This is a genomic window from Candidatus Pelagibacter bacterium nBUS_25 (genome assembly GCF_051200975.1).
GTDB lineage: Bacteria > Pseudomonadota > Alphaproteobacteria > Pelagibacterales > Pelagibacteraceae > Pelagibacter.
The window spans coordinates 1,273,047-1,294,867 of record NZ_CP172846.1; the positions used below are offsets into that span (position 1 = coordinate 1,273,047).

At 29.4% G+C, this 21,821-nt stretch carries 25 protein-coding genes and 1 tRNA gene; 12 read left to right on the top strand and 14 right to left on the bottom strand.

Going from position 1 to position 21,821, the window contains the following annotated elements; genetic code table 11:
- Window position 1 precedes the first annotated feature (1 nt).
- Window positions 2-2,050, top strand: a complete 2,049-nt coding sequence (gene acs / locus ACIJYH_RS06800; RefSeq protein ID WP_435162848.1) for an acetate--CoA ligase — start codon at window positions 2-4, stop codon at window positions 2,048-2,050.
- On the opposite strand, the gene ACIJYH_RS06805 is transcribed toward acs, so the two are convergent.
- Window positions 2,047-2,670 carry an esterase gene (locus ACIJYH_RS06805; RefSeq protein ID WP_435088307.1) on the bottom strand — a complete coding sequence of 208 codons (624 nt, stop codon included), beginning with the start codon at window positions 2,668-2,670 and terminating at the stop codon, window positions 2,047-2,049. The two genes, acs and ACIJYH_RS06805, sit on opposite strands and share 4 nt — an antisense overlap.
- A 132-nt stretch (window positions 2,671-2,802) precedes the next feature.
- Here ACIJYH_RS06805 and ACIJYH_RS06810 point away from each other — a divergent pair, with 132 nt between their 5' ends.
- The 6 genes from ACIJYH_RS06810 to purH all read left to right on the top strand — a co-directional run bounded on the left by ACIJYH_RS06810 (window position 2,803) and on the right by purH (window position 9,159).
- Window positions 2,803-3,063 carry a DUF4212 domain-containing protein gene (locus ACIJYH_RS06810; RefSeq protein ID WP_435088309.1) on the top strand — a complete coding sequence of 87 codons (261 nt, stop codon included), beginning with the start codon at window positions 2,803-2,805 and terminating at the stop codon, window positions 3,061-3,063.
- On the top strand, window positions 3,063-4,871 hold the full coding sequence (locus tag ACIJYH_RS06815; RefSeq protein WP_435096652.1) for a sodium:solute symporter family protein: 1,809 nt from the start codon (window positions 3,063-3,065) through the stop codon (window positions 4,869-4,871). The genes ACIJYH_RS06810 and ACIJYH_RS06815 overlap by 1 nt, the downstream gene beginning before the upstream one ends.
- A 76-nt stretch (window positions 4,872-4,947) precedes the next feature.
- Window positions 4,948-5,304 carry a hypothetical protein gene (locus ACIJYH_RS06820; protein WP_435162850.1) on the top strand — a complete coding sequence of 119 codons (357 nt, stop codon included), beginning with the start codon at window positions 4,948-4,950 and terminating at the stop codon, window positions 5,302-5,304.
- Window positions 5,305-5,332: 28 nt separating this feature from the next.
- Window positions 5,333-5,992, top strand: coding sequence for a ribulose-phosphate 3-epimerase (gene rpe, locus ACIJYH_RS06825; protein WP_435162852.1), 660 nt, complete (start codon window positions 5,333-5,335; stop codon window positions 5,990-5,992).
- A gap of 234 nt (window positions 5,993-6,226) precedes the next feature.
- The gene (locus ACIJYH_RS06830) at window positions 6,227-7,624 is read left to right on the top strand and encodes a heparinase II/III domain-containing protein (RefSeq protein WP_435162853.1); all 1,398 of its coding nucleotides are present in this window, start codon (window positions 6,227-6,229) and stop codon (window positions 7,622-7,624) included.
- A complete protein-coding gene (gene purH / locus ACIJYH_RS06835) occupies window positions 7,624-9,159 on the top strand; it encodes a bifunctional phosphoribosylaminoimidazolecarboxamide formyltransferase/IMP cyclohydrolase (RefSeq protein ID WP_435162855.1) in 1,536 nt (511 codons plus the stop codon). Before ACIJYH_RS06830 ends, purH begins: the two co-directional genes overlap by 1 nt.
- Here purH and ACIJYH_RS06840 read toward each other — a convergent pair.
- From ACIJYH_RS06840 to ACIJYH_RS06850, 3 genes are all read right to left on the bottom strand, one after another.
- Window positions 9,149-9,493, bottom strand: coding sequence for a 4a-hydroxytetrahydrobiopterin dehydratase (locus tag ACIJYH_RS06840; protein ID WP_435162858.1), 345 nt, complete (start codon window positions 9,491-9,493; stop codon window positions 9,149-9,151). The genes purH and ACIJYH_RS06840 overlap by 11 nt on opposite strands.
- Before the next feature lie 10 nt (window positions 9,494-9,503).
- Window positions 9,504-9,578 (bottom strand) — tRNA-Gly (locus ACIJYH_RS06845).
- A gap of 79 nt (window positions 9,579-9,657) precedes the next feature.
- Entirely contained in the window at window positions 9,658-10,512 is an 855-nt protein-coding gene (locus tag ACIJYH_RS06850) for a sulfotransferase domain-containing protein (RefSeq protein WP_435162859.1), read from the bottom strand.
- A 49-nt stretch (window positions 10,513-10,561) separates the two neighbouring features.
- Here ACIJYH_RS06850 and ACIJYH_RS06855 point away from each other — a divergent pair, with 49 nt between their 5' ends.
- Window positions 10,562-11,200 (top strand): LON peptidase substrate-binding domain-containing protein, encoded by a 639-nt coding sequence (locus ACIJYH_RS06855; protein ID WP_435162862.1) that lies wholly within the window; start codon window positions 10,562-10,564, stop codon window positions 11,198-11,200.
- Between the two features lies 1 nt (window position 11,201).
- On the opposite strand, the gene ACIJYH_RS06860 is transcribed toward ACIJYH_RS06855, so the two are convergent.
- Window positions 11,202-12,281, bottom strand: a complete 1,080-nt coding sequence (locus tag ACIJYH_RS06860; protein ID WP_435162865.1) for an FAD-dependent monooxygenase — start codon at window positions 12,279-12,281, stop codon at window positions 11,202-11,204.
- A 62-nt stretch (window positions 12,282-12,343) separates the two neighbouring features.
- Here ACIJYH_RS06860 and ACIJYH_RS06865 point away from each other — a divergent pair, with 62 nt between their 5' ends.
- Window positions 12,344-14,428 (top strand): DNA translocase FtsK, encoded by a 2,085-nt coding sequence (locus ACIJYH_RS06865; RefSeq protein ID WP_435162867.1) that lies wholly within the window; start codon window positions 12,344-12,346, stop codon window positions 14,426-14,428.
- Window positions 14,428-14,973, top strand: a complete 546-nt coding sequence (locus ACIJYH_RS06870; protein WP_435162869.1) for a LolA family protein — start codon at window positions 14,428-14,430, stop codon at window positions 14,971-14,973. The genes ACIJYH_RS06865 and ACIJYH_RS06870 overlap by 1 nt, the downstream gene beginning before the upstream one ends.
- On the opposite strand, the gene ACIJYH_RS06875 is transcribed toward ACIJYH_RS06870, so the two are convergent.
- From ACIJYH_RS06875 to hisB, 7 genes are read right to left on the bottom strand one after another with little or no spacing between them, the layout of a single operon-like run.
- Entirely contained in the window at window positions 14,970-15,473 is a 504-nt protein-coding gene (locus tag ACIJYH_RS06875; protein WP_435162871.1) for a GNAT family N-acetyltransferase, read from the bottom strand. The genes ACIJYH_RS06870 and ACIJYH_RS06875 overlap by 4 nt on opposite strands.
- Window positions 15,470-15,835: a histidine triad nucleotide-binding protein gene (locus ACIJYH_RS06880; RefSeq protein WP_435162873.1), complete on the bottom strand. Its 366-nt coding sequence runs from the start codon at window positions 15,833-15,835 to the stop codon at window positions 15,470-15,472. The genes ACIJYH_RS06875 and ACIJYH_RS06880 overlap by 4 nt, the downstream gene beginning before the upstream one ends.
- Window positions 15,832-16,104 (bottom strand): phosphoribosyl-ATP diphosphatase, encoded by a 273-nt coding sequence (gene hisE / locus ACIJYH_RS06885; protein ID WP_435162875.1) that lies wholly within the window; start codon window positions 16,102-16,104, stop codon window positions 15,832-15,834. Before hisE ends, ACIJYH_RS06880 begins: the two co-directional genes overlap by 4 nt.
- 1 nt (window position 16,105) lies before the next feature.
- Window positions 16,106-16,861 (bottom strand): imidazole glycerol phosphate synthase subunit HisF, encoded by a 756-nt coding sequence (gene hisF, locus ACIJYH_RS06890; protein ID WP_435162877.1) that lies wholly within the window; start codon window positions 16,859-16,861, stop codon window positions 16,106-16,108.
- On the bottom strand, window positions 16,854-17,579 hold the full coding sequence (gene hisA, locus ACIJYH_RS06895; protein ID WP_435162879.1) for a 1-(5-phosphoribosyl)-5-[(5-phosphoribosylamino)methylideneamino]imidazole-4-carboxamide isomerase: 726 nt from the start codon (window positions 17,577-17,579) through the stop codon (window positions 16,854-16,856). The genes hisF and hisA overlap by 8 nt, the downstream gene beginning before the upstream one ends.
- A 1-nt stretch (window position 17,580) precedes the next feature.
- Window positions 17,581-18,207: an imidazole glycerol phosphate synthase subunit HisH gene (hisH, locus tag ACIJYH_RS06900; protein ID WP_435162881.1), complete on the bottom strand. Its 627-nt coding sequence runs from the start codon at window positions 18,205-18,207 to the stop codon at window positions 17,581-17,583.
- Between the two features lie 5 nt (window positions 18,208-18,212).
- Complete coding sequence (gene hisB, locus ACIJYH_RS06905) at window positions 18,213-18,803, bottom strand: imidazoleglycerol-phosphate dehydratase HisB (protein ID WP_271497201.1); 591 nt, start codon at window positions 18,801-18,803, stop codon at window positions 18,213-18,215.
- An 88-nt stretch (window positions 18,804-18,891) separates the two neighbouring features.
- Between hisB and hslV the strand changes: the two genes are divergently transcribed.
- A complete protein-coding gene (hslV, locus tag ACIJYH_RS06910) occupies window positions 18,892-19,407 on the top strand; it encodes an ATP-dependent protease subunit HslV (protein ID WP_023649225.1) in 516 nt (171 codons plus the stop codon).
- Window positions 19,407-20,780, top strand: coding sequence for an ATP-dependent protease ATPase subunit HslU (gene hslU / locus ACIJYH_RS06915; RefSeq protein WP_435162883.1), 1,374 nt, complete (start codon window positions 19,407-19,409; stop codon window positions 20,778-20,780). The genes hslV and hslU overlap by 1 nt, the downstream gene beginning before the upstream one ends.
- Here hslU and ACIJYH_RS06920 read toward each other — a convergent pair.
- Window positions 20,770-21,192, bottom strand: coding sequence for a Smr/MutS family protein (locus tag ACIJYH_RS06920; RefSeq protein ID WP_435162884.1), 423 nt, complete (start codon window positions 21,190-21,192; stop codon window positions 20,770-20,772). The genes hslU and ACIJYH_RS06920 overlap by 11 nt on opposite strands.
- Window positions 21,193-21,789 (bottom strand): Tim44/TimA family putative adaptor protein, encoded by a 597-nt coding sequence (locus tag ACIJYH_RS06925; RefSeq protein WP_435162886.1) that lies wholly within the window; start codon window positions 21,787-21,789, stop codon window positions 21,193-21,195. It abuts the gene before it with no gap.
- Between the last annotated feature and the right edge of the window lie 32 nt (window positions 21,790-21,821).

A 21,821-nucleotide genomic window follows, 5' to 3' on the forward strand; every position in this document is an offset into this window, starting at 1 on the left:
CATGCCTTTGAAAAAAAAGAAAAAAACTAAAGTTAAAAAGAAAGTTGCTAAAAAAGTAACAAAAAAAACTAAAGTTAAAAGAAAAGTTGTTAGCAAAGTTGCTAAAGAAGATTCAAAAGAACTTGTAATTAAAACTAAACCTCAGTGGGTTAAAAATAGTCTAGCTACAAAAAGTAAATATCAAGAAAAATACTCTAAATCTATTAAAAATAATGATGAGTTTTGGAGAGAAGAAGGAAAAAGAATTACTTGGATAAAGCCATACAAAAAAATTAAAGATGTCAAATACAGCACTAAAGAAGTTAAAATCAAATGGTTTCAAGATGGGACCTTAAATGCTTCAGCAAATTGTATTGATAGACATTTAAAAGATAAAAAAGACAAAACTGCAATAATTTGGGTCGGAGATGATCCAAAAGATAACCAAAAAATATCTTACAAACAGCTTCACGAAAAAGTTTCAAAAGCAGCTAATGGCTTAAAAAAATTAGGAATTAAAAAAGGAGACAGAGTTACTATTTATTTAACCATGATTCCTGAACTTGCTATTTTAATGCTTGCTTGTGTTAGAATTGGTGCAGTTCACTCAATTATTTTTGGTGGATTTTCAGCAGACTCGATTTCTGGAAGAGTTAATGATTGTGAGTCTGAATATATAATCACAGCTGATGAAGGTGTTAGGGGAGGAAAAACTATACCTCTAAAATATACTACTGATGAAGCATTAGAGAGTTGTCCCAATATTAAAAAATGCATTGTTGTTAAACGAACTGGAAATTATATCAATTGGGATAAGGAAAGAGATGTTTGGTATCATGATTTAATTAAAGATGTTTCAAAACACTGCGAACCTGAAGAAATGAATGCCGAAGATCCTTTGTTTATTTTGTACACCTCAGGTTCAACTGGTAAACCCAAAGGAGTTTTACATACAACAGGTGGTTATATGGTGTATGCTTCTATGACGCATCAATACATATTTAATTATAAACCAAAAGATATTTACTGGTGTACTGCTGATATTGGTTGGGTTACAGGTCATAGCTATATAATTTATGGACCTTTAGCAAATGGGGCAACAACAATAATGTTTGAAGGTATTCCAAACTATCCAACCACCTCAAGATGGTGGCAAATTATTGACAAATATAAAGTAAATACTTTTTATACAGCTCCCACAGCAATTAGAGCTTTGATGCGTGAAGGAGATAAACCTGTTAAAAAAACTTCAAGAAAATCATTAAAATTACTAGGTACAGTTGGTGAACCAATTAATCCAGAAGCTTGGATGTGGTATTATAAAACTATCGGGAATTCAAAGTGCCCAATTGTTGATACATGGTGGCAAACAGAAACAGGAGGAATAATGATTGCTCCTCAAACTGGAGCAATTGACTTGAAGCCTGGCTCAGCCACTAAACCATTTTATGGAATTGAGCCTGTGCTTGTTGATAAAAAAGGTAAGGAAATAAAAGGTCAAGGAGAAGGTAGATTGTGTATTGCTAAATCATGGCCTGGTCAAATGAGAACTGTCTATGGCGACCACCAAAGATTTATTGATACATATTTTTCACAGTTTGACGGTAAATATTTTACTGGGGATGGATGCAGAAGAGACAAAGATGGATACTATTGGATTACAGGTCGAGTAGATGATGTAATTATTGTGTCCGGACACAATCTTGGGACTGCCGAAATAGAAAGTGCATTTGTTGCTCATCCAAAAGTTGCTGAAGCAGCTGTAGTTGGATATCCACATGATATAAAAGGCAACGGACTTTATTGCTACGTAACTTTAAATGTAGGTGAGAGAGAAAATGGTGACCTTGAGAGAGAGTTGAAACTTTGGGTCAGAAAACAAATTGGGCCCTTGGCTACACCAGATTTAATACATTTCACACCTGGTCTTCCAAAAACTAGATCAGGAAAAATTATGAGAAGAATTTTAAGAAAAATTGCAGCTAATGAACATGATCAATTAGGTGACACAACTACTTTAGCTGATCCAAGTGTTGTAAATAGTTTAGTTGATAATAGAAAAAATATTTAAAATTGAATTAAATCCTTAAATTCTTTTCTTATAATATCCCATTTTAAAATCATAGAATTTAAAACAATTTTTCGATCTAAAGTTTTTAATTCTTCTGCAATTGGAGCCCATTTATATAATGATAAAGCACTAGGGTTAAATGGAAGATCTTTATAATAAATTTCCCAGTCTAAATTTTCAAATCTTTCGTTAAAACTTTTTTTTGCTTCTTCAATTATGTCAGATGGCATCTTGTTTGAAGTCTCATCATCTAAAATTTTAGAAAAAATTTCTTTAGCCTGATCAATATTTTGATAGTTAAAGTTTACTTTTAAATATGAGAAAGTAAAAAAAGTTAAGTCTTGCAAAGCAATAGAATAAATATTCCACTTAGCTTGATTTACAGAAGACATAAAAACATCATTATCAAAATGAAGAACATACTTTGTCCCCATTCTTGTTTTTAAATAGCTATACAGAGTAACCTGGGTGACCCAAGCTGACTTCGTTTGAATGAAGTGTTCTAGATCATCTAAATCTTTGATTTTTTTTTTTGGAATAAATGCTTTAAACAATGCAAACAAATAAATTTTAAAATCTTTAAATGATAAATCTTTCCAAGAAAGTTTATATTTTTGCATATAATTGTTGTTTTTACACACTATAGCTTAAAAAGTAACTAATAGACTGCCTATTTTGGTCAATTTTGATCTTTTAAAAACTCTTATAATGGTTATGGTTTTATTTAGTTATAACTAAAAAGAGAGGTATAAATGTCAAACGCACAAAAACACTGGGAAAAAACCAGGTCATTGTTATTCGTAACATTGGCAATCTGGTTTGTTTTCTCAATTGGCATCTTCCTTTTCGCAGCTGAAATGAATGAGGTTACTGGACCTTTCGGATATCCATGGACATATTGGTTTACATGTCAAGGATCTCTTGGAATTTTCGTAATCTTGGTTTTCTGGTTTGCTAATAGGCAAGAGAAAATCGATGAAGAGTTCGGCTTCAACGAAAGAGGAGATAATTAATGATTAAAGGTAAATTTATAGACAATTTGCCAAAAGTTTACGGAATCTATACTGGAGGATTTATAGGTTTCATAATCTTAATGGCAATTGGTGAGCAGATGGGTATGACTGCAAAGGCAATAGGTATTGGCTTTGTAGCATTTACTATATTCATCTATGCTTTAATTGGTTATCTATCAAGAACAGCTCAAGCAGAAGCGTATTACGTAGCCGGAAGGCAAGTTCCAACTGTATTCAACGGTATGGCGACAGCAGCAGACTGGATGTCTGGTGCTTCATTCGTTGCAATGGCAGGTGGTATTTACTTTAAAGGTTATGGGTATATGGCTTTACTTGTAGGTTGGACAGGTGGATATGTATTAGTTGCATCTTTGTTAGCACCATACTTAAGAAAATTTGGCTGTTACACAGTTCCAGATTTCATAGGTACAAGATACGGTGGTAATTTAGCAAGATTGCTTGCAGTAATAGTTTTAACTGTTGCTTCATTCACTTATGTGACTGCACAAATTAACGCTACGGGTACTATTGCGTCTGTTGCTTTAGATATCGACTTTAAATACGCTGTATATATTGGACTTATAAGTATTTTACTTTGTTCAATGTTAGGGGGTATGAGAGCGGTAACTTGGACACAGGTTGCACAATATATCGTACTAATTATAGCTTACATGCTTCCAATTTTTTGGATCAGTAACAAAATGGGTGCAGGTTTCTTCCCTCACTTTATGTTAGCTGATGAAGTAGCTAGAATTGGTGAGTTAGAATCACAGTTTGGTTTTGTTAAAAACTCTGCTGCTGATCTAGCAACGGTACCTAAAGGGTTGGCTGGAATAACTAAAGCTCACTCTGCAGTAAATGCAACGCCTTGGGCATTTATTTCGTTAGCATTAGCGATGATGATGGGAACAGCTTCATTACCGCACGTGATGATGAGATACTTTACTACTCCAAGCGTAAAAGCAGCTAGAAAATCAGTTGGTTGGTCTTTATTCTTTATCTTCCTTCTGTATTCTTCTGCACCAATGTTAGCAACACTATCTAAACTATCGTTGATTGATCCGACTTTACCAACAGGTATTATCGGTAAATCATTTGCTGAAGTTCAATCAATAGATTGGTTTCAAAACTGGAACCAGGCAAACTTGATGTTCATCAGTGACTTTAACGGCAATGGAACTCTTGAATTAAATGAGTTTTTCATGGGCGGTAAAGCGGTTGTATTAGCAACTCCAGAAATAGCTGGATTACCTTATGTAATCTCAGGTCTGGTTGCTGCTGGAGGTATGGCTGCTGCCATGTCAACTGCGGATGGTTTAATTCTAGCAATTGCAAATGCAATCTCTCATGATGTTTATTACAAAATGATAGATCCAAAAGCGGAGACTGCAAAAAGACTACTTGTTGCAAGGGTATTACTTGTAGTAATTGGTTTTGCTGGAGCAACTATTGCTGCAATGGAAATCCAAGGTATCTTAGGTTCAGTTATCTGGGCTTTTGACTTTGCGATGTCTGGTTTGTTCTTCCCACTTGTACTTGGTGTATGGTGGAAGAGAGCTAACAGAGAAGGTGCTATTGCTGGTATGGCTTTAGGTCTTGCATCATCAATTTGGTACCTGGTTTGGGTACGAACTGGTGGAAGCGGATTCTTAGGTATTACTCAGTTAACGTTTGGTATCTTCGGAGCAGCTGTTAGTTTAGTTGCTATGGTTGTAGTGAGTTTAATGACTCAAGAGCCAGATAAAGCAACTCAAAAAATGGTTGACGAAGTTCGTGTACCAAGCGGTAGAACCGTTACTGGTAAATAGAGCTAATAAATCTTAATTATGGGGGCGATTAATTTCGCCCCTTTTAATTTAATCTTTTTTCCAATATAAATTTTAAATGTCAGCAAACTTTCATCCTTTAGTTTATTTTATTGACTACTTACTTGGAGTTATTATGTGGACTTTAATAGGAAGGGTTGCGATGAACATTTTCCAAAAAGAAGACTCTGAATTTTTTTTCATGAAAATATTTGTCAAATATACTAACCCACTAATAAAAATTTTTAAGCCTTTAACACCATCTTTCATTATAGCACCTCTAGTTCCTTTATATGTCGCTTGGTTCTTCTACATGATTAGATTTTATTTTATGCCCTGGGTCTTAGGCTATTCTGTAATGGGTATGTTATCATTTCCGCTAGAAAGTGAAATTTCTACACAAATTTACCAATTATTTAATTCAATTAAATTTTAAAAATTGATACTAGTAGATCTGGCAATCAATGAAAAAAATACAAATATCACCATCAATATTATCTGCTGATTTTAGTCAATTAGGTAATGAAATTAAGAGGCTTGAAGAAGGTGGGGCAGATATGATTCATGTAGATGTTATGGATGGTCATTTTGTTCCAAACCTTACTATTGGACCCCCAGTTATTAAAGCATTGAGAAAACAGTGTTCAGTTAAATTTGATGTTCATTTAATGATATCTCCCGTTCATAAGTATATTGAAGCCTATTCGGATGCTGGTGCTGATATTATTACAATCCATCCTGAAGCAACTGAAAATTTAGAAGAATCTATTTTAAAGATTAAAAGTTTGAACAAAAAAGTTGGGGTTTCACTTAATCCTGAAACTAAAATTGATTTAATTGTCAATTACCTTGAAAAAATAGATTTAGTTTTAATAATGAGTGTACATCCAGGATTTGGAGGTCAAAAGTTTATGCCTGAAGTTTTAGATAAAATTAAACAACTTAAAAAAATTCAATCTAAAAAAAATATTGACTTTGATATTGAAATCGATGGAGGGATTAATTTTGATAATTGTCAATCAGCAATTGAGGCTGGTGCCAACATACTTGTTTCTGGAACAACAATATTTAAAAGTAACAATGGAGATATAAAAAAAAATATTGATTTGTTAAAATCAAAATAAGTTAATGATCACTAAAAATTTTGCAGTTAATTTAAGTCAATATTATTTAAATTTAAAATTAAGTTTTAAACAACTTTATCAAAACTCAAATTTTTACGATAAAAAAATATCTAAAACTAAAGATATTACCTTTGACTACAAACCAAGTCCCTACTTGCTATCTTCAATAGTAAAATATCAAAAAAAAAATATAAAATTGAAGATTTTGCCTTAGAAACTATTTGGCAAGACAACTTGGATAATAAAGAATTCAAAAAATTAAACAATTTTTTTTGGTTTTTTAGTTTAGATCTAAAATCATCAAAAAAGACCACTCAAACAATTGTCAATAATTGGATAAATAAGAATAATCACTATAATAATAAAGGTTGGGATTTTGATATCACCTCTAAAAGAATAATTTCCTGGTTATCAAATCATCAATTGACCTATGAAGGTTGTGAAGAAGAATTTAAAAAGAAATTTAATCAAAGCATTCAAAAACAAGCAAATCACCTTTTAAATGAAATAAAAAATTTATCAGAAGTTGAAAATAAAATTATTGGGTGTGCTGCAATTATTTTAACAGGACTAGCATATAAAGACGATAATAAATATCTTATTACTGGGTTAAATTTTTTAAAAAAAATAATTAAATCATCAATTAATAATCAAGGTTTTCCAAAATCAAGAGATATAAAACAACTAGTCTTGTACTTAAAATATTTTATTATAATTAGAGAGTGGTTCAAAGAGTCTCAAAATACAATTCCTGAATATATAGATGAAATAATATATTATCTTGGTCAAAGTTATGCTTTTATTTGGCAAAACGTTAAGCAAGATCTTTTATTTAACGGTAATTATATTTCAAAAAATGATGATTTTGATCAATATCTAAAAAGATTTGGATATATATTTAAAAATGAAAACAAAGAACTTGCGGGATATGCAATTCTCAAAAATAAGAAAATTATATTATCAATGGATGTTGGAGATAGTCCAAGCGATAATTTTTCAAAATTTTATCAATCTGGAGCTCTTTCATTCGAAATTATTTCTAACGGTAAAAAACTAATTACTAATTCTGGTTACTTTACCAATAAAGAAAGTAAATTGAATAAACTTTCAAGAAGTACAGCCTTACAAAGCACTTTATCAATTGAAGACCATTCTTCTTGTGATTATAAAAAATTAGATAAATCAAATGTAATTGTTAAAAAAGGAATTCATATAATTAGGAAAAATATTGTAATTGAAAGCAACTATTGGAAAATATCAGGCTCACACGATGGTTATCTTAAAAAGTTTAAAACTATACATGAAAGAGAAATTGAATTTTATCCGGAGCAAATGAAATTTGTTGGTTTTGACAAATTACTAAGGAAAAATAAATCAAAAAATATTAAGTTTGATATAAGATTTCATCTAAATCCAAATACAAAAGTAATGAAAACGCAGGATAATAAATCAATTTTGATAGAACTCGGAGACGAGGGTTGGAAATTTAATTGTGAAAACTTTGATATAAATATTGATAAAGGATTATATTTAGGTATTAAAAATTCACACAGAGAAAACCAAAACATATGTATATCAGGAATGAGCAAAGAAAATAATCAAACCATAAAGTGGGAAATCACCAAGCTATAATGAAAAAAATAAAAACAGCTCTTATTTCTGTATCAGATAAAAAAAATTTAAAACCACTTCTTATTTCTTTAAAAAAAAATAATATCAAAATTATTAGTTCGGGTGGCACATATAAAGAAATTCAAAAGTTAAAATTTAAATGCCTAGAAGTTTCAGAATTCACAAATTCACCTGAAATTTTAGAAGGTAGGGTAAAAACTCTTCATCCAAAAATACATGCTGGAATTTTAAACAAAAGAAAAAGTAAAATTCACTTAAAAGATTTAAAAAATAATAATTTTGAAAATATAGACTTAGTTATTGTAAACTTTTATCCATTTGAGGAGACATTACAAAATACAAAAGATCACAAAAAAATAATTGAAAATATTGATGTGGGTGGACCAACAATGGTCAGATCAGCGGCTAAAAATTATCAAGATGTAACAGTTATTACCTCATCAGATCAATATGAAGAACTAGTTGAAGAATTAAAAAAAAATAAAGGTTGCACATCCTTAAAATTTAGAGAGAAATTATCTAGAATTGCTTTTACAGAAACTGCATATTATGATTTTGTTATTTCTAATTATTTTAATAAAAAAACTAATATAATTTTTCCTAAAAAAAAGGTATTTCATGCCAATCTTATTGAAACTCCACGTTATGGTGAAAATCCTCATCAAGAAAGTGGGATATATTCAAGAAACAACTCTATGAAAATAAATCAAATTCATGGAAAACAACTAAGTTATAATAATTACAATGATATATTTTCAGCTTTAACTATTTCAAAATCTCTTCCAAAAAACATTGGAACAGTCATTGTTAAACATGCAAATCCATGTGGAGTTTCAATAAACAAAGATCATCTTAAAAGTTATAAATATGCACTTGCATGTGATCCTATTAGTGCTTTTGGAGGAATAGTATCGTGTAATTTTAAAATAGATAAAAAACTAGCATCAGAATTAAATAAATTATTTCTTGAAGTTATTATTGCAAATGATTTTGATAAAGATGCGTTAAAATTATTAAAAGAAAAAAAAAATTTAAGATTAATTAATGCTACCAATTATTCCTTCAAAGAAATATTAAGGATTGTATCTTCAAATGAGGAATTGTTAATACAAACAGAAGATATAAAAAAGTTTAGTAATAAAGATTTTAAAATTGTCTCTAAAAGAAAGCCAACTTTCAAACAAATGAAAAATCTAATTTTTGCTTTTAATATTTGTCGGTATGTAAAATCTAACGCAATAGTGCTTGCAACAAATGAGACAACTGCCGGAATTGGATCTGGCCAACCAAGTCGTTTAGATAGTTGTCAAATTGCAATAGATAAAATGAAAAAATTTATGAATACAAAAGATGAGGTAGTGGCTGCGTCTGACGCTTTTTTTCCATTTATTGATGGAATTGAAAAATTAGTTCAAGCTGGTATTACGGCAGTTATACAGCCTTCTGGATCTATTAGAGATAAAGAAATAATTAATTTTGCAAACGAAACTGACACAATTTTAGTTTTTTCAAAAACTAGGCATTTTAGACATTAATCAATTGATCTATTTTTGCTGCTAAAATAAAATCATTTTCAGACAATCCCTCTATTGCATGTGTTGTGATTTTTATTTCTGCATATCCCCAGCCAAATGATATATCTGGGTGATGTCCTTCACTTTCTGAAATTTCAGCAACTTTATTGATGAAAGTTTGACTTTCTAAAAAATTTTTAAACTCAATTTTTTTTTTTAAATAGAAAATTTCATTGTCATTTTTAGAAACATCCCAGCCATCAACTTTTTTTTGATATTTATGAATTTCAGATACATCAAAAGGCAATACTCCTCCCTCACATGGAACACATTTTTTATTTAAAAGATCACTCATATCTGAATTATGGAGCGGGCAAAGGGGGTCGAACCCTCGACCTTCTCGTTGGCAACGAGACGCTCTACCACTGAGCTATGCCCGCTTATTCTATAAATAATGAAAATAGAAGCTTTTTATAAATTTAGCAAGAAATAAAGTACTTATGTATAAAGACTTGAAGTTTATTCGTAAGACAATTCTTCTAATTTTTTTTTAAAAACTTTATTTAATTTATATTTGAGATCATCATTTAGAATTGTTTTCCAATTATTTTTTGGCCCTAAATTAAAGAAAGGAATTTTTGAGTCACCAATTTTAGATCTGGGGGCTTCTAAAAAACCATGACTTTTTTCTTTATCTTTTAGCTTTGAAAATGATGATGAGCTAACAGCATTTTTAATTTTGTTTTTAAAAATTTTTTCTTTACTGCCTATAGTTTGGTTAATAAAACTAATCACATCATTGACTACTGTGTATGTTTGATTTAACAAATCCTCATATCTAATTACCTTTACGGGTATTCTTTTTTGTGATTTCCATGACTCCAAATTTGAGTCCCATGAACTAATAAATTGAAAATCACTATAGCCATTTTCTGAAAATTTGTGAAGATCATAGATATATTGACTTTTAGATGTTACAAATTTGAATGCTTGATCATCATTCATTTCATAAAAATTTTTAAGTGAGGTAATTACATTTCTGGGATCTCTAACTACGTAAACACAACCAATCGAATTTTCTCTATTGGTAAAATTAAAATTATTTACTGATCCAAAAACATTGTGGGTTTTAAAAAATCTTATTTTTTTGTCTTGATTAATTTTTTCTTGTGCTTTTATCCAAAATTTAGTCGTATCAGTTGAAATTTTAGGGTCATAACTAAATCCATTGAAAAATTTTTTTTGTGGAAATTGATCAATATATTTCAAAACATTTTCATCAAATACTCCATCTTTAGTATAATAATACGATGCTAATAAAATTCTAAGCCACGTATTTCCACTTTTGGGATAGGATGAAATCCAAAATATCATTGTATAAATATTATAGATGATTAATAATAGTTTTAATAATTTATTCTAAATGAAAAATTTACCTAAAATTTTGCCTATTTTCCCTCTAAGCAATTTTATAATATTTCCTAAAACGACAGTTCCATTAAATATATTTGAACCAAGATATATAGATATGATAAATGATAGTATGATGTCAGATAAGCTAATTGGATTGATTCAACCAAAAAAAGCAAGTGATGATTTGGTTTCTCCCGATCTACATAATATTGGCTGCCTTGGAAAAATAACAAGTTTCAAGGAAACTGAGGATGGAAGATACTTAATAGAGCTTAAAGGTTTAATTAGATTTGAAGTTAAAAAAGAAATTGAAACTACAAAAAAATATAGAGAATATGAGGTTGATTTTAAACGTTTTAATCATGATCTTGATAACAAGAAAGAACAGCTTAAATTTTCTGACTTAGAGTTAATTTTTAAAGATCTGAAAACATTATTTGAAAAGAGAGGTTTTATAATAAATTGGAAAGAACTCGAAAAACAAAGTTTGGATGAGACTATAAATGCTTTGGCGATGGCTTCGCCTTTTTCATTAGAAGAAAAACAAATCTTATTAGAAGCAGAAAATCTTAGTATAAGAAAAAATAAAATAGCTGAGATTTTAAGTACCTACACTTACGATATTTACGACAATACAACTCTTCAGTAAGCTAAAACAACACCCCTCTGTCAGCAATTTTAGAAAACATTTTATTGATAGATGGATAATTACTAATTAGCTTAACAGACTTACTTAGAAAACTAGTTTTCATTTTTCTTTCGAAATTAAAGAGTTCGTGAATTAAATCTACACCACACGAAAAAATAAAATTTTTATGTTTCTGTCTATTTTGAAATTCTAAATTTACTGAACTATCCAAAGATAAACCATTATCCAATCTTTTTTTGATAATCTTTAAAAAAATTTTAATATCTCTAATAGTCATATTAAAACCTTGACCAGCCAATGGATGAACTTTATGCAACAAGTCTCCAAATGCTAATATATTATTATGGTAATAGGATCTTAAATTTAACGATTTTAACTCAAAACTATTAATTTTATCTACACTTTTGATTTTATACCTAAAATTTTTATCTCTTATTAGTTTGTTAATATTTTTTTCTTTTTGGTTTTTAGAGTTATATAGGGAATATACTATAGATGTTTGTGTGTTTGAAATTGGTAAAAAAGCTAATGGACCTTTTTTTGTAAAAATTTGAAAAGCTGTATCATTTAAAATCTGGTCATGAGAAATTATAGTGGTATAGGCATAACTATTGTATTCTTTGATTATTTTTTTACTAAAATATTTTTTTGTAATTAAATTAAATGGATCACAATTAATTATAAGTTCATACTTGTTTAAAAAAGATAAATTTTCTTTTTTTACAAATTTTGATTTAAAAAATTTATTTTTAGATAAATTTTTTTCTAATAATTCATATAACTTATGGTTCTTAAGTATTGAAAAAAGTTGATCGTTATTTGCTTTAAAATTTATTAGTCTTTCTTTCTTTAGATTTTCTGAAAAAATTTCTATATTTTTTAAATCCCAAATAATTTTTTTAATATTAATTATATTATTGTTAAAAAAATCTATATTATTTTTTGTAATCCCAATAGTTCTCGTATCGCTAATTTTGTAATTTTTTTGGTTATAAAGTACGTCAACATTAATTTTACAGTTAACAAGCCCCTTTGCCAAAGTTAAAGCTGTTAAACCGTTACCAAGTATACAAACTGTCATAATATTTTTAATTTTAACAATAAAAATTAGATGATACAAAGTGATTTAACCGACTCATTTATATGAATATTAAAAAAACAGCTGATTTATTGCTTAATTTTACCATTAAAAGATTGGCAGAAATATTTGGGGCTTTGGTTTCTTTGACAGGGGTGGTGCTATTTTTGTCATTGATAACATATTCTCCTAACGATCCTAATTACATTTTTCCTGAAAATACGAAAATTGAAAACTTAATGGGTTTTCAGGGTAGCTTTATATCTGATTTAGTTTTCCAATCCGTCGGTTTGATGGCTTATTTAATTCCTTTTACACTCATAATTACAGGCATTAACATTTTTAAAACAAAAGATTTCTTTTTATTTATCGAAAATAATTTTTTTACAATTTTATATTTAATATTTGGTACACTTTTTTTTGCCCATTATTATTCTAACACATATGCGCTATACATAAACGGAAATAGTGGTTTTGTTGGGCAATATTTAAGTCAATCGTTTCTCAAATCACTAATATTAATTAATGAAGATGTATCCTTCTATATATTAGTTTTAACTATTTTTATTTTTTTTCTGATAAGTTTAAATTTTGATATTAAAAAATTTTTTTTATTTATTAAAAGAATCTTAAATTTTTTAAATAAAAAGAATAGTAGAAATTATACAGATAAAAATGAAATAATTAGTGAATATATTCCACAAGATGAAATAAAAAATCTTATTCAAGAAGATTTACCTTTCATAAAAAATGAAAATAAATTTGAAACTAAAATAAAATTTAAATTACCAAGCCTTGATTTATTGAAAATTCCAACAAAAAAAGAAAGAGAGAATTTTGAAAAAAATGAAACTCACAATCCAGAGTTTTTAGAAAAAATACTTATGGATTTTGGGGTTAGTGGAAATATAAAGAAAGTTAGCCACGGTCCAGTTGTTACTCTTAATGAGTTTGAGCCTGCTGCTGGAGTCAAAGTTTCTAAAATAATAAATCTATCTGATGATATTGCAAGAAACACGAGCTCGGAGTCTGCTAGAATATCAACAATTCCTGGAAGCAATACTGTTGGCATAGAGCTTCCAAATAATGCAAGAGAAAATGTTTTTTTAAGTGAGATTTTAAATAATTCTGATTTTAAAAAAAGGGATATAAAATTACCAATAGCACTTGGCAAAAGTATTTCTGGCAAACCACTTGTTGGTGATCTAACTTCTATGCCTCATCTTCTTATCGCTGGAACTACAGGTTCTGGAAAATCAGTTTGTATTAATACTATCATTTTATCTCTCCTTTATCGGCACACACCAGATAAATGTAAGTTTATTTTAATCGATCCTAAGATGCTTGAACTATCAACATACGAGGGTATTCCACATTTGCTTTGCCCAGTAATTACTGAGGCAAAAAAAGCAGCTTCTGTTCTTGGCTGGGTTGTTAAAGAAATGGAAAGTAGATACAGATTGATGACGAAAGAGGGTGTAAGAAATATTGATGGGTATAATACTAAACATACTCTTCCAATGCCCTATATAGTTGTTGTAGTTGATGAAATGTCAGATTTAATGTTAGTTGCCGGTAAAGAGATTGAAAACTATATTCAAAAATTATCTCAGATGGCTCGAGCCGCAGGAATTCATATTATTATGGCCACTCAAAGACCCAGTGTTGACGTTATTACTGGCACAATTAAAGCCAATTTCCCTACTAGAATATCTTTTCAAGTTACCTCAAAAATAGATAGTAGAACTATTCTTGGTGAGCAGGGTGCTGAACAATTGCTAGGTAAGGGAGATATGCTCTACATGTCATCTGCGAATAAAATAGTTAGAATACATGCGCCATTTGTATCTGATAATGAGATTGAGAAAATTAATAATTCTCTAAGAACTCAAGCTGAGCCAGATTATATAGATGAAATATTAAACTTTGCTGATGATAAAGAAATTAGTGATAGTCAAAATCAGGGTGATAAAGACGAACTATATCTGCAAGCATTAGAAATTATTCGATCAGAGGGTAAAGCATCAACTTCTTTTTTACAAAGGAAACTTCAAATTGGCTACAATCGTGCAGCAAGAATTATTGATATGATGGAAGCTGATGGAGTTGTTAGTAAAGCAAATCATGTTGGTAAAAGAGATGTGCTTTAATGTTTAAATACTTTCTTATTTACATTTTTTTAGTTTTAATTTCCAATGCACATGCAAGTAATAAAGATAAAATAATAGAAAATTTAAAAAATACCAGAAACCTAAATTTTGACTTTGAACAAAATATTAATGGAAAAATAGAAATTGGAAATTGTACAATTGAATATCCAAAGAAAATTTATTGTAAATATCAAAAAAATAATAAAATTTTAGTTTCAAATGGCAAATCACTAGTAGTTAAAACTATAACAAGTTTTTACAGGTACCCTTTAAATAAAACTCCGCTGAACTTAATATTAGATAAAAATTTTTTAATTAAAAAAATAGAAAATTTAAATGAAAGAATATTAGATAAAACTTATATAAATTTTGAAATAGTAGAAAATAACAGTGAAATAAATATTTTTTTTGATGATAAAACTTTTAATTTATTCGGGTGGCAGACCAAAGATATCTATCAAAATGTAAATGTTACTTATCTTTCCTCAATTCAGGTAAATCAACAAATTGATGAAGATTTATTTATACTACCAACACAAAACTAGACTCTTATAGTTTCAGTTTTAAATATTTTCATACCTCTAGCAATATAATTATTTAAAGCATTTTTGTGATCAAGAGAGCATGTATGAACCCAAACTCTATTAACACTTCCTTTAAAAGATATCTGAATTGCTTTGGTTAATAAATATGATCCCAATTTTTTATTTTGAAATTCTTCTAGCAATCCAAAGTAGGCAATTTCAACTTCTTTTTTTTCACTATGAGATATCAACTCAAAGAAGCCAGCTAAATCATCTTTAAATTTAAAAACATATGTTTTAACATTTTTATTAGAAACATAATCTATCCATTGAGTTTCTGTCCAAACTAATCGATCAACCCATCTATGTTTTTTTCCAATATTTTTATAAAAAAATTTATTTAGCTGAAAATTTATTGGCTCTAATAAATTTAAAGAATAATCTCCATTAGGTTTGATAACCTCATTAAGATCTTGAATTGAATTTATTTCTAAATAATTTCTATTAACTTCTTGTGTCACTCAACCATTTTTCCAACTTTTTCTCCCCCAAATAAATGAAAGTGTAAGTGTGGAACCTCTTGACCACCATCATCACTTATATTGGTGAGTGCTCTATAGCCTTTGCCTACTTCTGTTGAAATACCTAGTTTTTTAGCAACTATATTTATACCCTTAAGCAACCCAACCATCTCTTCTGGGGAGGCACTTAAACTAAAATCATCAAGATCAACATATTTCCCTTTAGGGATGACTAAAGCATGAATTTTTTTTTGAGGATTAATGTCATAAAAAGACAAAACAAAGTCATCTTCATAAATTTTATTACAAGGTATCTCTCCCCTTAAAATTTTTGCAAAGATATTGTTATCATCATAACTCATTTTTTTCTATTTTCTAATTCCTGCATCACTTCTTCAATTTTCACATCATTAGCTTCTAAGTACATCAATAAATGATAAAATACATCTGCCGCTTCATGTATTTTATTTGTATCTTCTTCAATCGCTTCAATTAATTCATCAACTTCCTCTAAAACTTTGGCTTTACTTAAGGCTTTATCTGTAAGCAACTTATTTGTGTAAGACCCTTTTGCTGGTGCTGATTTTCTTTCTCGTGCAAGTTTTATTAAATTTTCTAATGTACTAAGCATACTAAATTCTAACAGGTATTCCTTTTGAATCCAGATATTCCTTAGCCTCTTTTATTGAATGTTTTCCATAGTGAAATATTGATGCTGCTAATACAGCGCTAGCTTCTCCTAATTTTATACCTTGAACTAAGTGGTCTAAATTACCAACACCACCTGAGGCAATAACAGGTATATTAACTTTAGATGAAATTTTAAACATCAGATCAATATCATATCCTGCTTGAGTACCATCTCTGTCCATTGAAGTAACTAATAGCTCTCCTGCTCCACTATTTTCCATTTTTTTTGCAAATTCTATCGCATCAATTCTAGTATTGTTTCTTCCACCATGAGTAAAAATTTCCCAATTATTTCCATTTTTTTTTGCATCTATTGCAACAACAATACATTGTGAGCCAAATTTTTTAGAACTTTCTTCTACTACTTCTGGATTTTGGACTGCAGCAGTATTGATTGATACCTTATCCGCACCACAGTTTAGTAATTTGTTTATATCATCAACACTTCTAACTCCTCCTCCAACAGTTAAGGGAACAAAACATTTCTTAGAAGTTTTCTCTACCACTTCATAAATAGTATTTCTATTTTCGTTTGAAGCAGTAATATCTAAAAAACAAATTTCATCAGCTCCACCGTCTGAATAAATTTTTGCTTGTTCAACTGGATCTCCAGCATCCTTTAGATCTACGAAATTAATACCTTTAACTACGCGGCCATTTTTAACATCTAAACAAGGTATTACTCTATTTTTAAGCATCTAGTTCCTTAACCAATTTCTCTAATTTGATATCACCATCATAAATGGCTTTTCCAACTATAATACCTTCAATATTCTTATTATTTAATTCTTTTGCTTTTTTAACATCATCAATTGAAGAAACTCCTCCAGATATTATTACAGGACAATTGGCTATGTCAGCAATCTTAGATGTTTCTTCAAAGTTGGGACTTTGCTTCATTCCATCCCTGTTGATATCAGTGAAGATCAATCTACTTACACCATAATCATTAACTTCTTTTAAATAATCTAGAGTTAGTTGATTAGAATTTTCTCTCCACCCAGAGACTGATAAATAACCATCTTTAGCATCCAACCCCAAAGCAATTTTGTTTGGAAATTTTTCACATGCTTCTTTTAAAAAAACTTTATCTTTAATAGCAGCACTTCCTAAAATAACTTTCTCAACACCTGCTTCAATATATTTCTTGATACTTTCAAAGCATCTAATGCCTCCACCAATTTCAATTTTAATATCAAATTTACTTACTATTTCTTGAATAATATCAAGATTGACCATTTCTCCAGTTAAAGCCCCATCTAAATCAACTATGTGTAAGTTTTTAAAACCATGATCCTTGTATTTTCCTGCTTGTTCCACAGGTGACATTTCATATTCAGTTTTGTTGTCAAAGTCTCCTTTAACTAGTCTGACACACTTTTTATCTTTAATGTCAATTGCAGGAAATATTTTCATTTTATAAATTTATAAAGTTATCAATTATTTTAAGGCCAGTTTTATCACTTTTTTCAGGATGAAACTGGGTTCCAAAAACATTTTCTTTTTCAATAGAACATACAATATTTGATGAGTAATCTGTTGTTGATGAAATTACACTTTTATCTTCAGGTATAAATTCATAACTGTGAACAAAATACATATGAGGGTTATTTTCTATATTTTTAAAAATCTTACTGTCTTTTAGGATATTTATTTGGTTCCAACCAATATGAGGAAGTTTATATTTTCCGTTTTGATTATCGATTTTTGATACCTGACCTGATATCCATCCTAAACCTTTAGTTTCTGTTTCCTCATAACCAATATCCGCAAACATTTGCAATCCAACACATATTCCAAGAAGTGGTTTTTTATGATTTATTACAAATTCATTTAAGGTATCAACTAAACCTTTGATATTATTTAGTGCATCAACACAACTCTTAAACGAACCCTGCCCTGGTAATACCACCTTGTCACTAGACTTAATCTTATTTAAATCCGAAGTAACTTTGAGTTTTACTTTGTTTTTAGCAACCTCATTAAAGGAATTTATTACCGAGCTTATATTACCCGAATTATAATCAACAATTGTGACATTCATTAAACTTATAATGAGCCTTTAGTAGATGGAATGCTCTTCTTACTTCTTGGGTCCATCTCCAATGCTTCTCTCAATGATCTTGCTAATGCTTTGTAGCAAGACTCGATAATGTGGTGACTATTGTCTCCATAAATATTTTCAACATGCATAGTGATACCAGCGGATTGAGAAAATGCTTGGAACCATTCTTTGAATAATTCTGTGTCCATCTCACCAAGCTTCTCCACTTTTAATTTTACTTTCCATATTAAATAAGGTCTGTTTGAAACATCTATTGCAACCCTGGTTAACGTTTCATCCATTGGAATAACTCTATGAGCATATCTTTTAATGCCAACAAATTTCTTTGCAGCTTTTTTTAAAGCTTCACCAATTGCAATACCCGTATCTTCTGTGGTGTGGTGAAGATCAATGTGTGTGTCACCTTTCGCTTTAACCTTTAAATCAATTAATGAATGCTTTGATAATTGCTCAAGCATATGGTCCAAAAAACCAATTCCAGTGTCAATTTGGTATTTACCTTTACCGTCAATATTTACCTCAACACTAATGCTGGTTTCTTTAGTTTTTCTCGATACTTTTCCTTTTCTAGCCATATATTTTAGAGGTATACATATATAATCCCACTATATCAATATCAGTATCAACACTTGAAGTATCAAAAATAGTTACCATTTATCTCCTATGACAACAATTGTGTTAGTAAGAAAAAACAATGAAGTAGTGGTCGCTGGAGATGGTCAAGTAAGTATGGGAAATACTGTAGTTAAAAGTACAGCTTCAAAAATTAGAAAAATTGAAAAAAGAGATGTGGTAGCAGGATTTGCAGGTTCAACTGCGGATGCTTTAACTTTGTTTGAGAGATTAGAAGCTAAGATTGAAAAGCATGCTGGGAACTTATCAAGAGCAGCTGTTGAATTAGCCAAGGATTGGCGAACAGATAAATATCTTAGAAGATTAGAGGCCCTGATGGCAATTGGTGATAAAGACAACAGTTACATTATTTCAGGAACTGGGGATGTTTTAGAACCTGAGGGAGATGTTATAGGTATAGGTTCGGGTGGAAACTATGCTTTGGCTGCAGGAAAAGTTTTGATGGAAACAGATAAAAGTGCAGAAGAAATTGCCAAAAAAGCAATTAAAGTAGCATCTGAAATTTGTGTTTTTACGAATGATAATATTAAAGTTTTAAAAATATAATGGAAAATTCAAACGTAACACCTCTAGTTCCTAAAGATAAGAACACTAAAGAAGAAAGTTCTCTTGTAAGTTCATTATCTCCTAGAGAAATAGTTTCTGAATTAGATAGATTTGTTGTAGGTCAGACAAAAGCTAAAAAAGCTGTTGCAATTGCCTTAAGAAATAGATGGCGGAGGCAAGCACTTAAAGGTGAAATGAAAAATGAAGTTTTACCAAAAAATATTTTAATGATTGGACCAACTGGTGTTGGTAAAACTGAAATTTCTAGAAGGTTATCAAAATTAGCAGAGGCACCGTTCGTAAAAGTTGAAGCTACAAGATTTACTGAAGTTGGATATGTTGGAAGAGATGTAGAGCAGATAATTAGAGACCTAATTGAAATAGCTATTGGCATGGAAAAAATCAAAATGAGAAAAGAAGTTCACGCCCAGGCTCAAAAATCTGCTGAAGAAAAAGTTTTAGACGCTTTGGTTGGTAAAAAAGCAAGTTTAGCAACAAGAGAAAGTTTTAGAAAAAGACTTAGAAGTGGTGATCTAGATGATAATGAAATTGAGATTGCTGTAAGTGATAATGGATCAAATAACACTTCTTTTGAAATTCCTGGAATGCCTGGAGCAAATGTTGGCATGATCAATATTGGTGAGATGATTGGTAAATCAATGGGAAATAAAGAGAAAAAAAAGAAAATGACAGTAAAAGAATCTCATGAAATTTTAATCAATGATGAATCAGATAAATTAATTGAACAAGATAAAATTATTAAAGCAGCAAAATTATCAACTGAAAATAATGGAATAGTTTTTTTAGACGAAATAGATAAAATTTCTGCAAGAACAGACAGAGTTGGTGGAGATGTTTCTCGTGAAGGTGTGCAGAGAGACTTACTGCCATTAATTGAAGGAACAACTGTAAACACAAAACATGGTCCAATTAAAACTGATCATATTTTATTCATAGCATCAGGAGCATTTCAACTTGCAAAACCGTCTGATTTACTTCCTGAGCTTCAAGGACGACTACCTATAAGAGTTGAGCTAGAAGCGTTGACTAGCAATGATTTTAAACGAATTTTAAGAGAACCAGATTTTAGTTTGATAAAACAATATGTGGCCTTATTAAAAACTGAAAATGTTGATCTAGAATTTTCAGATGATGGTATTGACACTATTGCAAACATTGCATCAGAGGTAAATGCTACAGTTGAAAATATTGGAGCTAGAAGACTTCACACAATAATAGAAAAAATTTTAGATGAAATTAGTTTTACTGCAACCGATCGTGCTGGAGAAAAAATTATTATTAACAAAGATTATATTAATAAAAATTTAGATAATTTAGTTAAAGATACCGATCTTTCAAAATTTATTTTATAAATTTATTTTTTTTCAAAAAAATATAAAAGGCTCCACTGCCACCATCCTCAATTTTTGCATCTTTAATTTCATAAATAAGTTTCATTAAATTTTTACTATTTGAAATAAATTCAGGAACTGAGTATTTCAAAATACTTAAATCTTTTGATACATAAGGGTCCTTTTCATTTTGAGAATGTATTCCTTTACCAGTAACAACAATTAATTTATTTATATTTTCTTGATGAGATTTGATTATAAAATCCTCAATAGATTTATTAGCCTCCTCAAGGCTATAGCCATGCAAGTCAATTGTTTTAATTTTAAAAGATATTTTTTTATCTAATTTAAAATCTTTGTTTGGTAATTTTTCATTTTTTGAAAGAAAATTTTCCCAGTCTTTTTTATCTTTTTCTGAAATATTGTCAGTCAATTAAGTTAAAATATTAACTAATTGCCAATTAGGGTTGGCTGATGTTATGTCTCGTGAAAAAACCCAAGTATCATAGATTTTTTTTATTTTTTCTGGATCACCTGATATAATTTTTTTATCTTTATCTTTAATACAAGTTATAACCTCAGCAATAAAATCTACTGTAACATTAAAAATCTTATCTATTTTTTTGTGTTCCTTTATAACTGCAGAATTTATTCCTATAAAAGTTATTTCAGCATAATGACCTCTCCCACTTCTCTCTTTTAAGGCTTCATTGAATTGATTATAAGTTTCTTTATTTAATAAAGGTTTACTGGTTGTTAATTTATTATCATTATCACTAAAATCAGTGATTATGGTTTCATAAGCAATTTTTGCACCCTTTAGGAATTCTTTTTGTGCTTCTTCATCAAAAACCTCATTATTTTCTGATTTTTTAGCAACCACAGCTTCTTTTAAAATTTTATCAAAATGTGTTGATGCTTTTCCGTCAAACCCACTTCTTTTTCCAAGTATTCCTCTTAGTCTTAAAAAGATAAATCCAGCAATCATTGCTAGGAGAATTATATCTATATATTCGAAGCTGTAACTCATAGACTTATAATAATTACTATGTTGATTAATTT

Excerpts from the sequence above, each read along its gene's own strand:
- ACIJYH_RS06850 (WP_435162859.1), bottom strand. The coding sequence starts at position 10,512 with ATGATATTTTGGATTTCATCCTATCCCAAAAGTGGAAATACGTGGCTT.
- ACIJYH_RS06815 (WP_435096652.1), top strand. The coding sequence starts at position 3,063 with ATGATTAAAGGTAAATTTATAGACAATTTGCCAAAAGTTTACGGAATC.
- rpe (WP_435162852.1), top strand. The coding sequence starts at position 5,333 with ATGAAAAAAATACAAATATCACCATCAATATTATCTGCTGATTTTAGT.
- hisE (WP_435162875.1), bottom strand. The coding sequence starts at position 16,104 with ATGCTTAGTACATTAGAAAATTTAATAAAACTTGCACGAGAAAGAAAA.
- ACIJYH_RS06820 (WP_435162850.1), top strand. The coding sequence starts at position 4,948 with ATGTCAGCAAACTTTCATCCTTTAGTTTATTTTATTGACTACTTACTT.
- ACIJYH_RS06880 (WP_435162873.1), bottom strand. The coding sequence starts at position 15,835 with ATGAGTTATGATGATAACAATATCTTTGCAAAAATTTTAAGGGGAGAG.
- acs (WP_435162848.1), top strand. The coding sequence starts at position 2 with ATGCCTTTGAAAAAAAAGAAAAAAACTAAAGTTAAAAAGAAAGTTGCT.
- ACIJYH_RS06840 (WP_435162858.1), bottom strand. The coding sequence starts at position 9,493 with ATGAGTGATCTTTTAAATAAAAAATGTGTTCCATGTGAGGGAGGAGTA.
- hisA (WP_435162879.1), bottom strand. The coding sequence starts at position 17,579 with ATGAAAATATTTCCTGCAATTGACATTAAAGATAAAAAGTGTGTCAGA.
- hisB (WP_271497201.1), bottom strand. The coding sequence starts at position 18,803 with ATGGCTAGAAAAGGAAAAGTATCGAGAAAAACTAAAGAAACCAGCATT.
- purH (WP_435162855.1), top strand. The coding sequence starts at position 7,624 with ATGAAAAAAATAAAAACAGCTCTTATTTCTGTATCAGATAAAAAAAAT.
- hisF (WP_435162877.1), bottom strand. The coding sequence starts at position 16,861 with ATGCTTAAAAATAGAGTAATACCTTGTTTAGATGTTAAAAATGGCCGC.
- ACIJYH_RS06925 (WP_435162886.1), bottom strand. The coding sequence starts at position 21,789 with ATGAGTTACAGCTTCGAATATATAGATATAATTCTCCTAGCAATGATT.
- hslU (WP_435162883.1), top strand. The coding sequence starts at position 19,407 with ATGGAAAATTCAAACGTAACACCTCTAGTTCCTAAAGATAAGAACACT.
- hslV (WP_023649225.1), top strand. The coding sequence starts at position 18,892 with ATGACAACAATTGTGTTAGTAAGAAAAAACAATGAAGTAGTGGTCGCT.
- ACIJYH_RS06870 (WP_435162869.1), top strand. The coding sequence starts at position 14,428 with ATGTTTAAATACTTTCTTATTTACATTTTTTTAGTTTTAATTTCCAAT.
- ACIJYH_RS06860 (WP_435162865.1), bottom strand. The coding sequence starts at position 12,281 with ATGACAGTTTGTATACTTGGTAACGGTTTAACAGCTTTAACTTTGGCA.
- ACIJYH_RS06855 (WP_435162862.1), top strand. The coding sequence starts at position 10,562 with ATGAAAAATTTACCTAAAATTTTGCCTATTTTCCCTCTAAGCAATTTT.
- ACIJYH_RS06865 (WP_435162867.1), top strand. The coding sequence starts at position 12,344 with ATGAATATTAAAAAAACAGCTGATTTATTGCTTAATTTTACCATTAAA.
- hisH (WP_435162881.1), bottom strand. The coding sequence starts at position 18,207 with ATGAATGTCACAATTGTTGATTATAATTCGGGTAATATAAGCTCGGTA.
- ACIJYH_RS06810 (WP_435088309.1), top strand. The coding sequence starts at position 2,803 with ATGTCAAACGCACAAAAACACTGGGAAAAAACCAGGTCATTGTTATTC.
- ACIJYH_RS06805 (WP_435088307.1), bottom strand. The coding sequence starts at position 2,670 with ATGCAAAAATATAAACTTTCTTGGAAAGATTTATCATTTAAAGATTTT.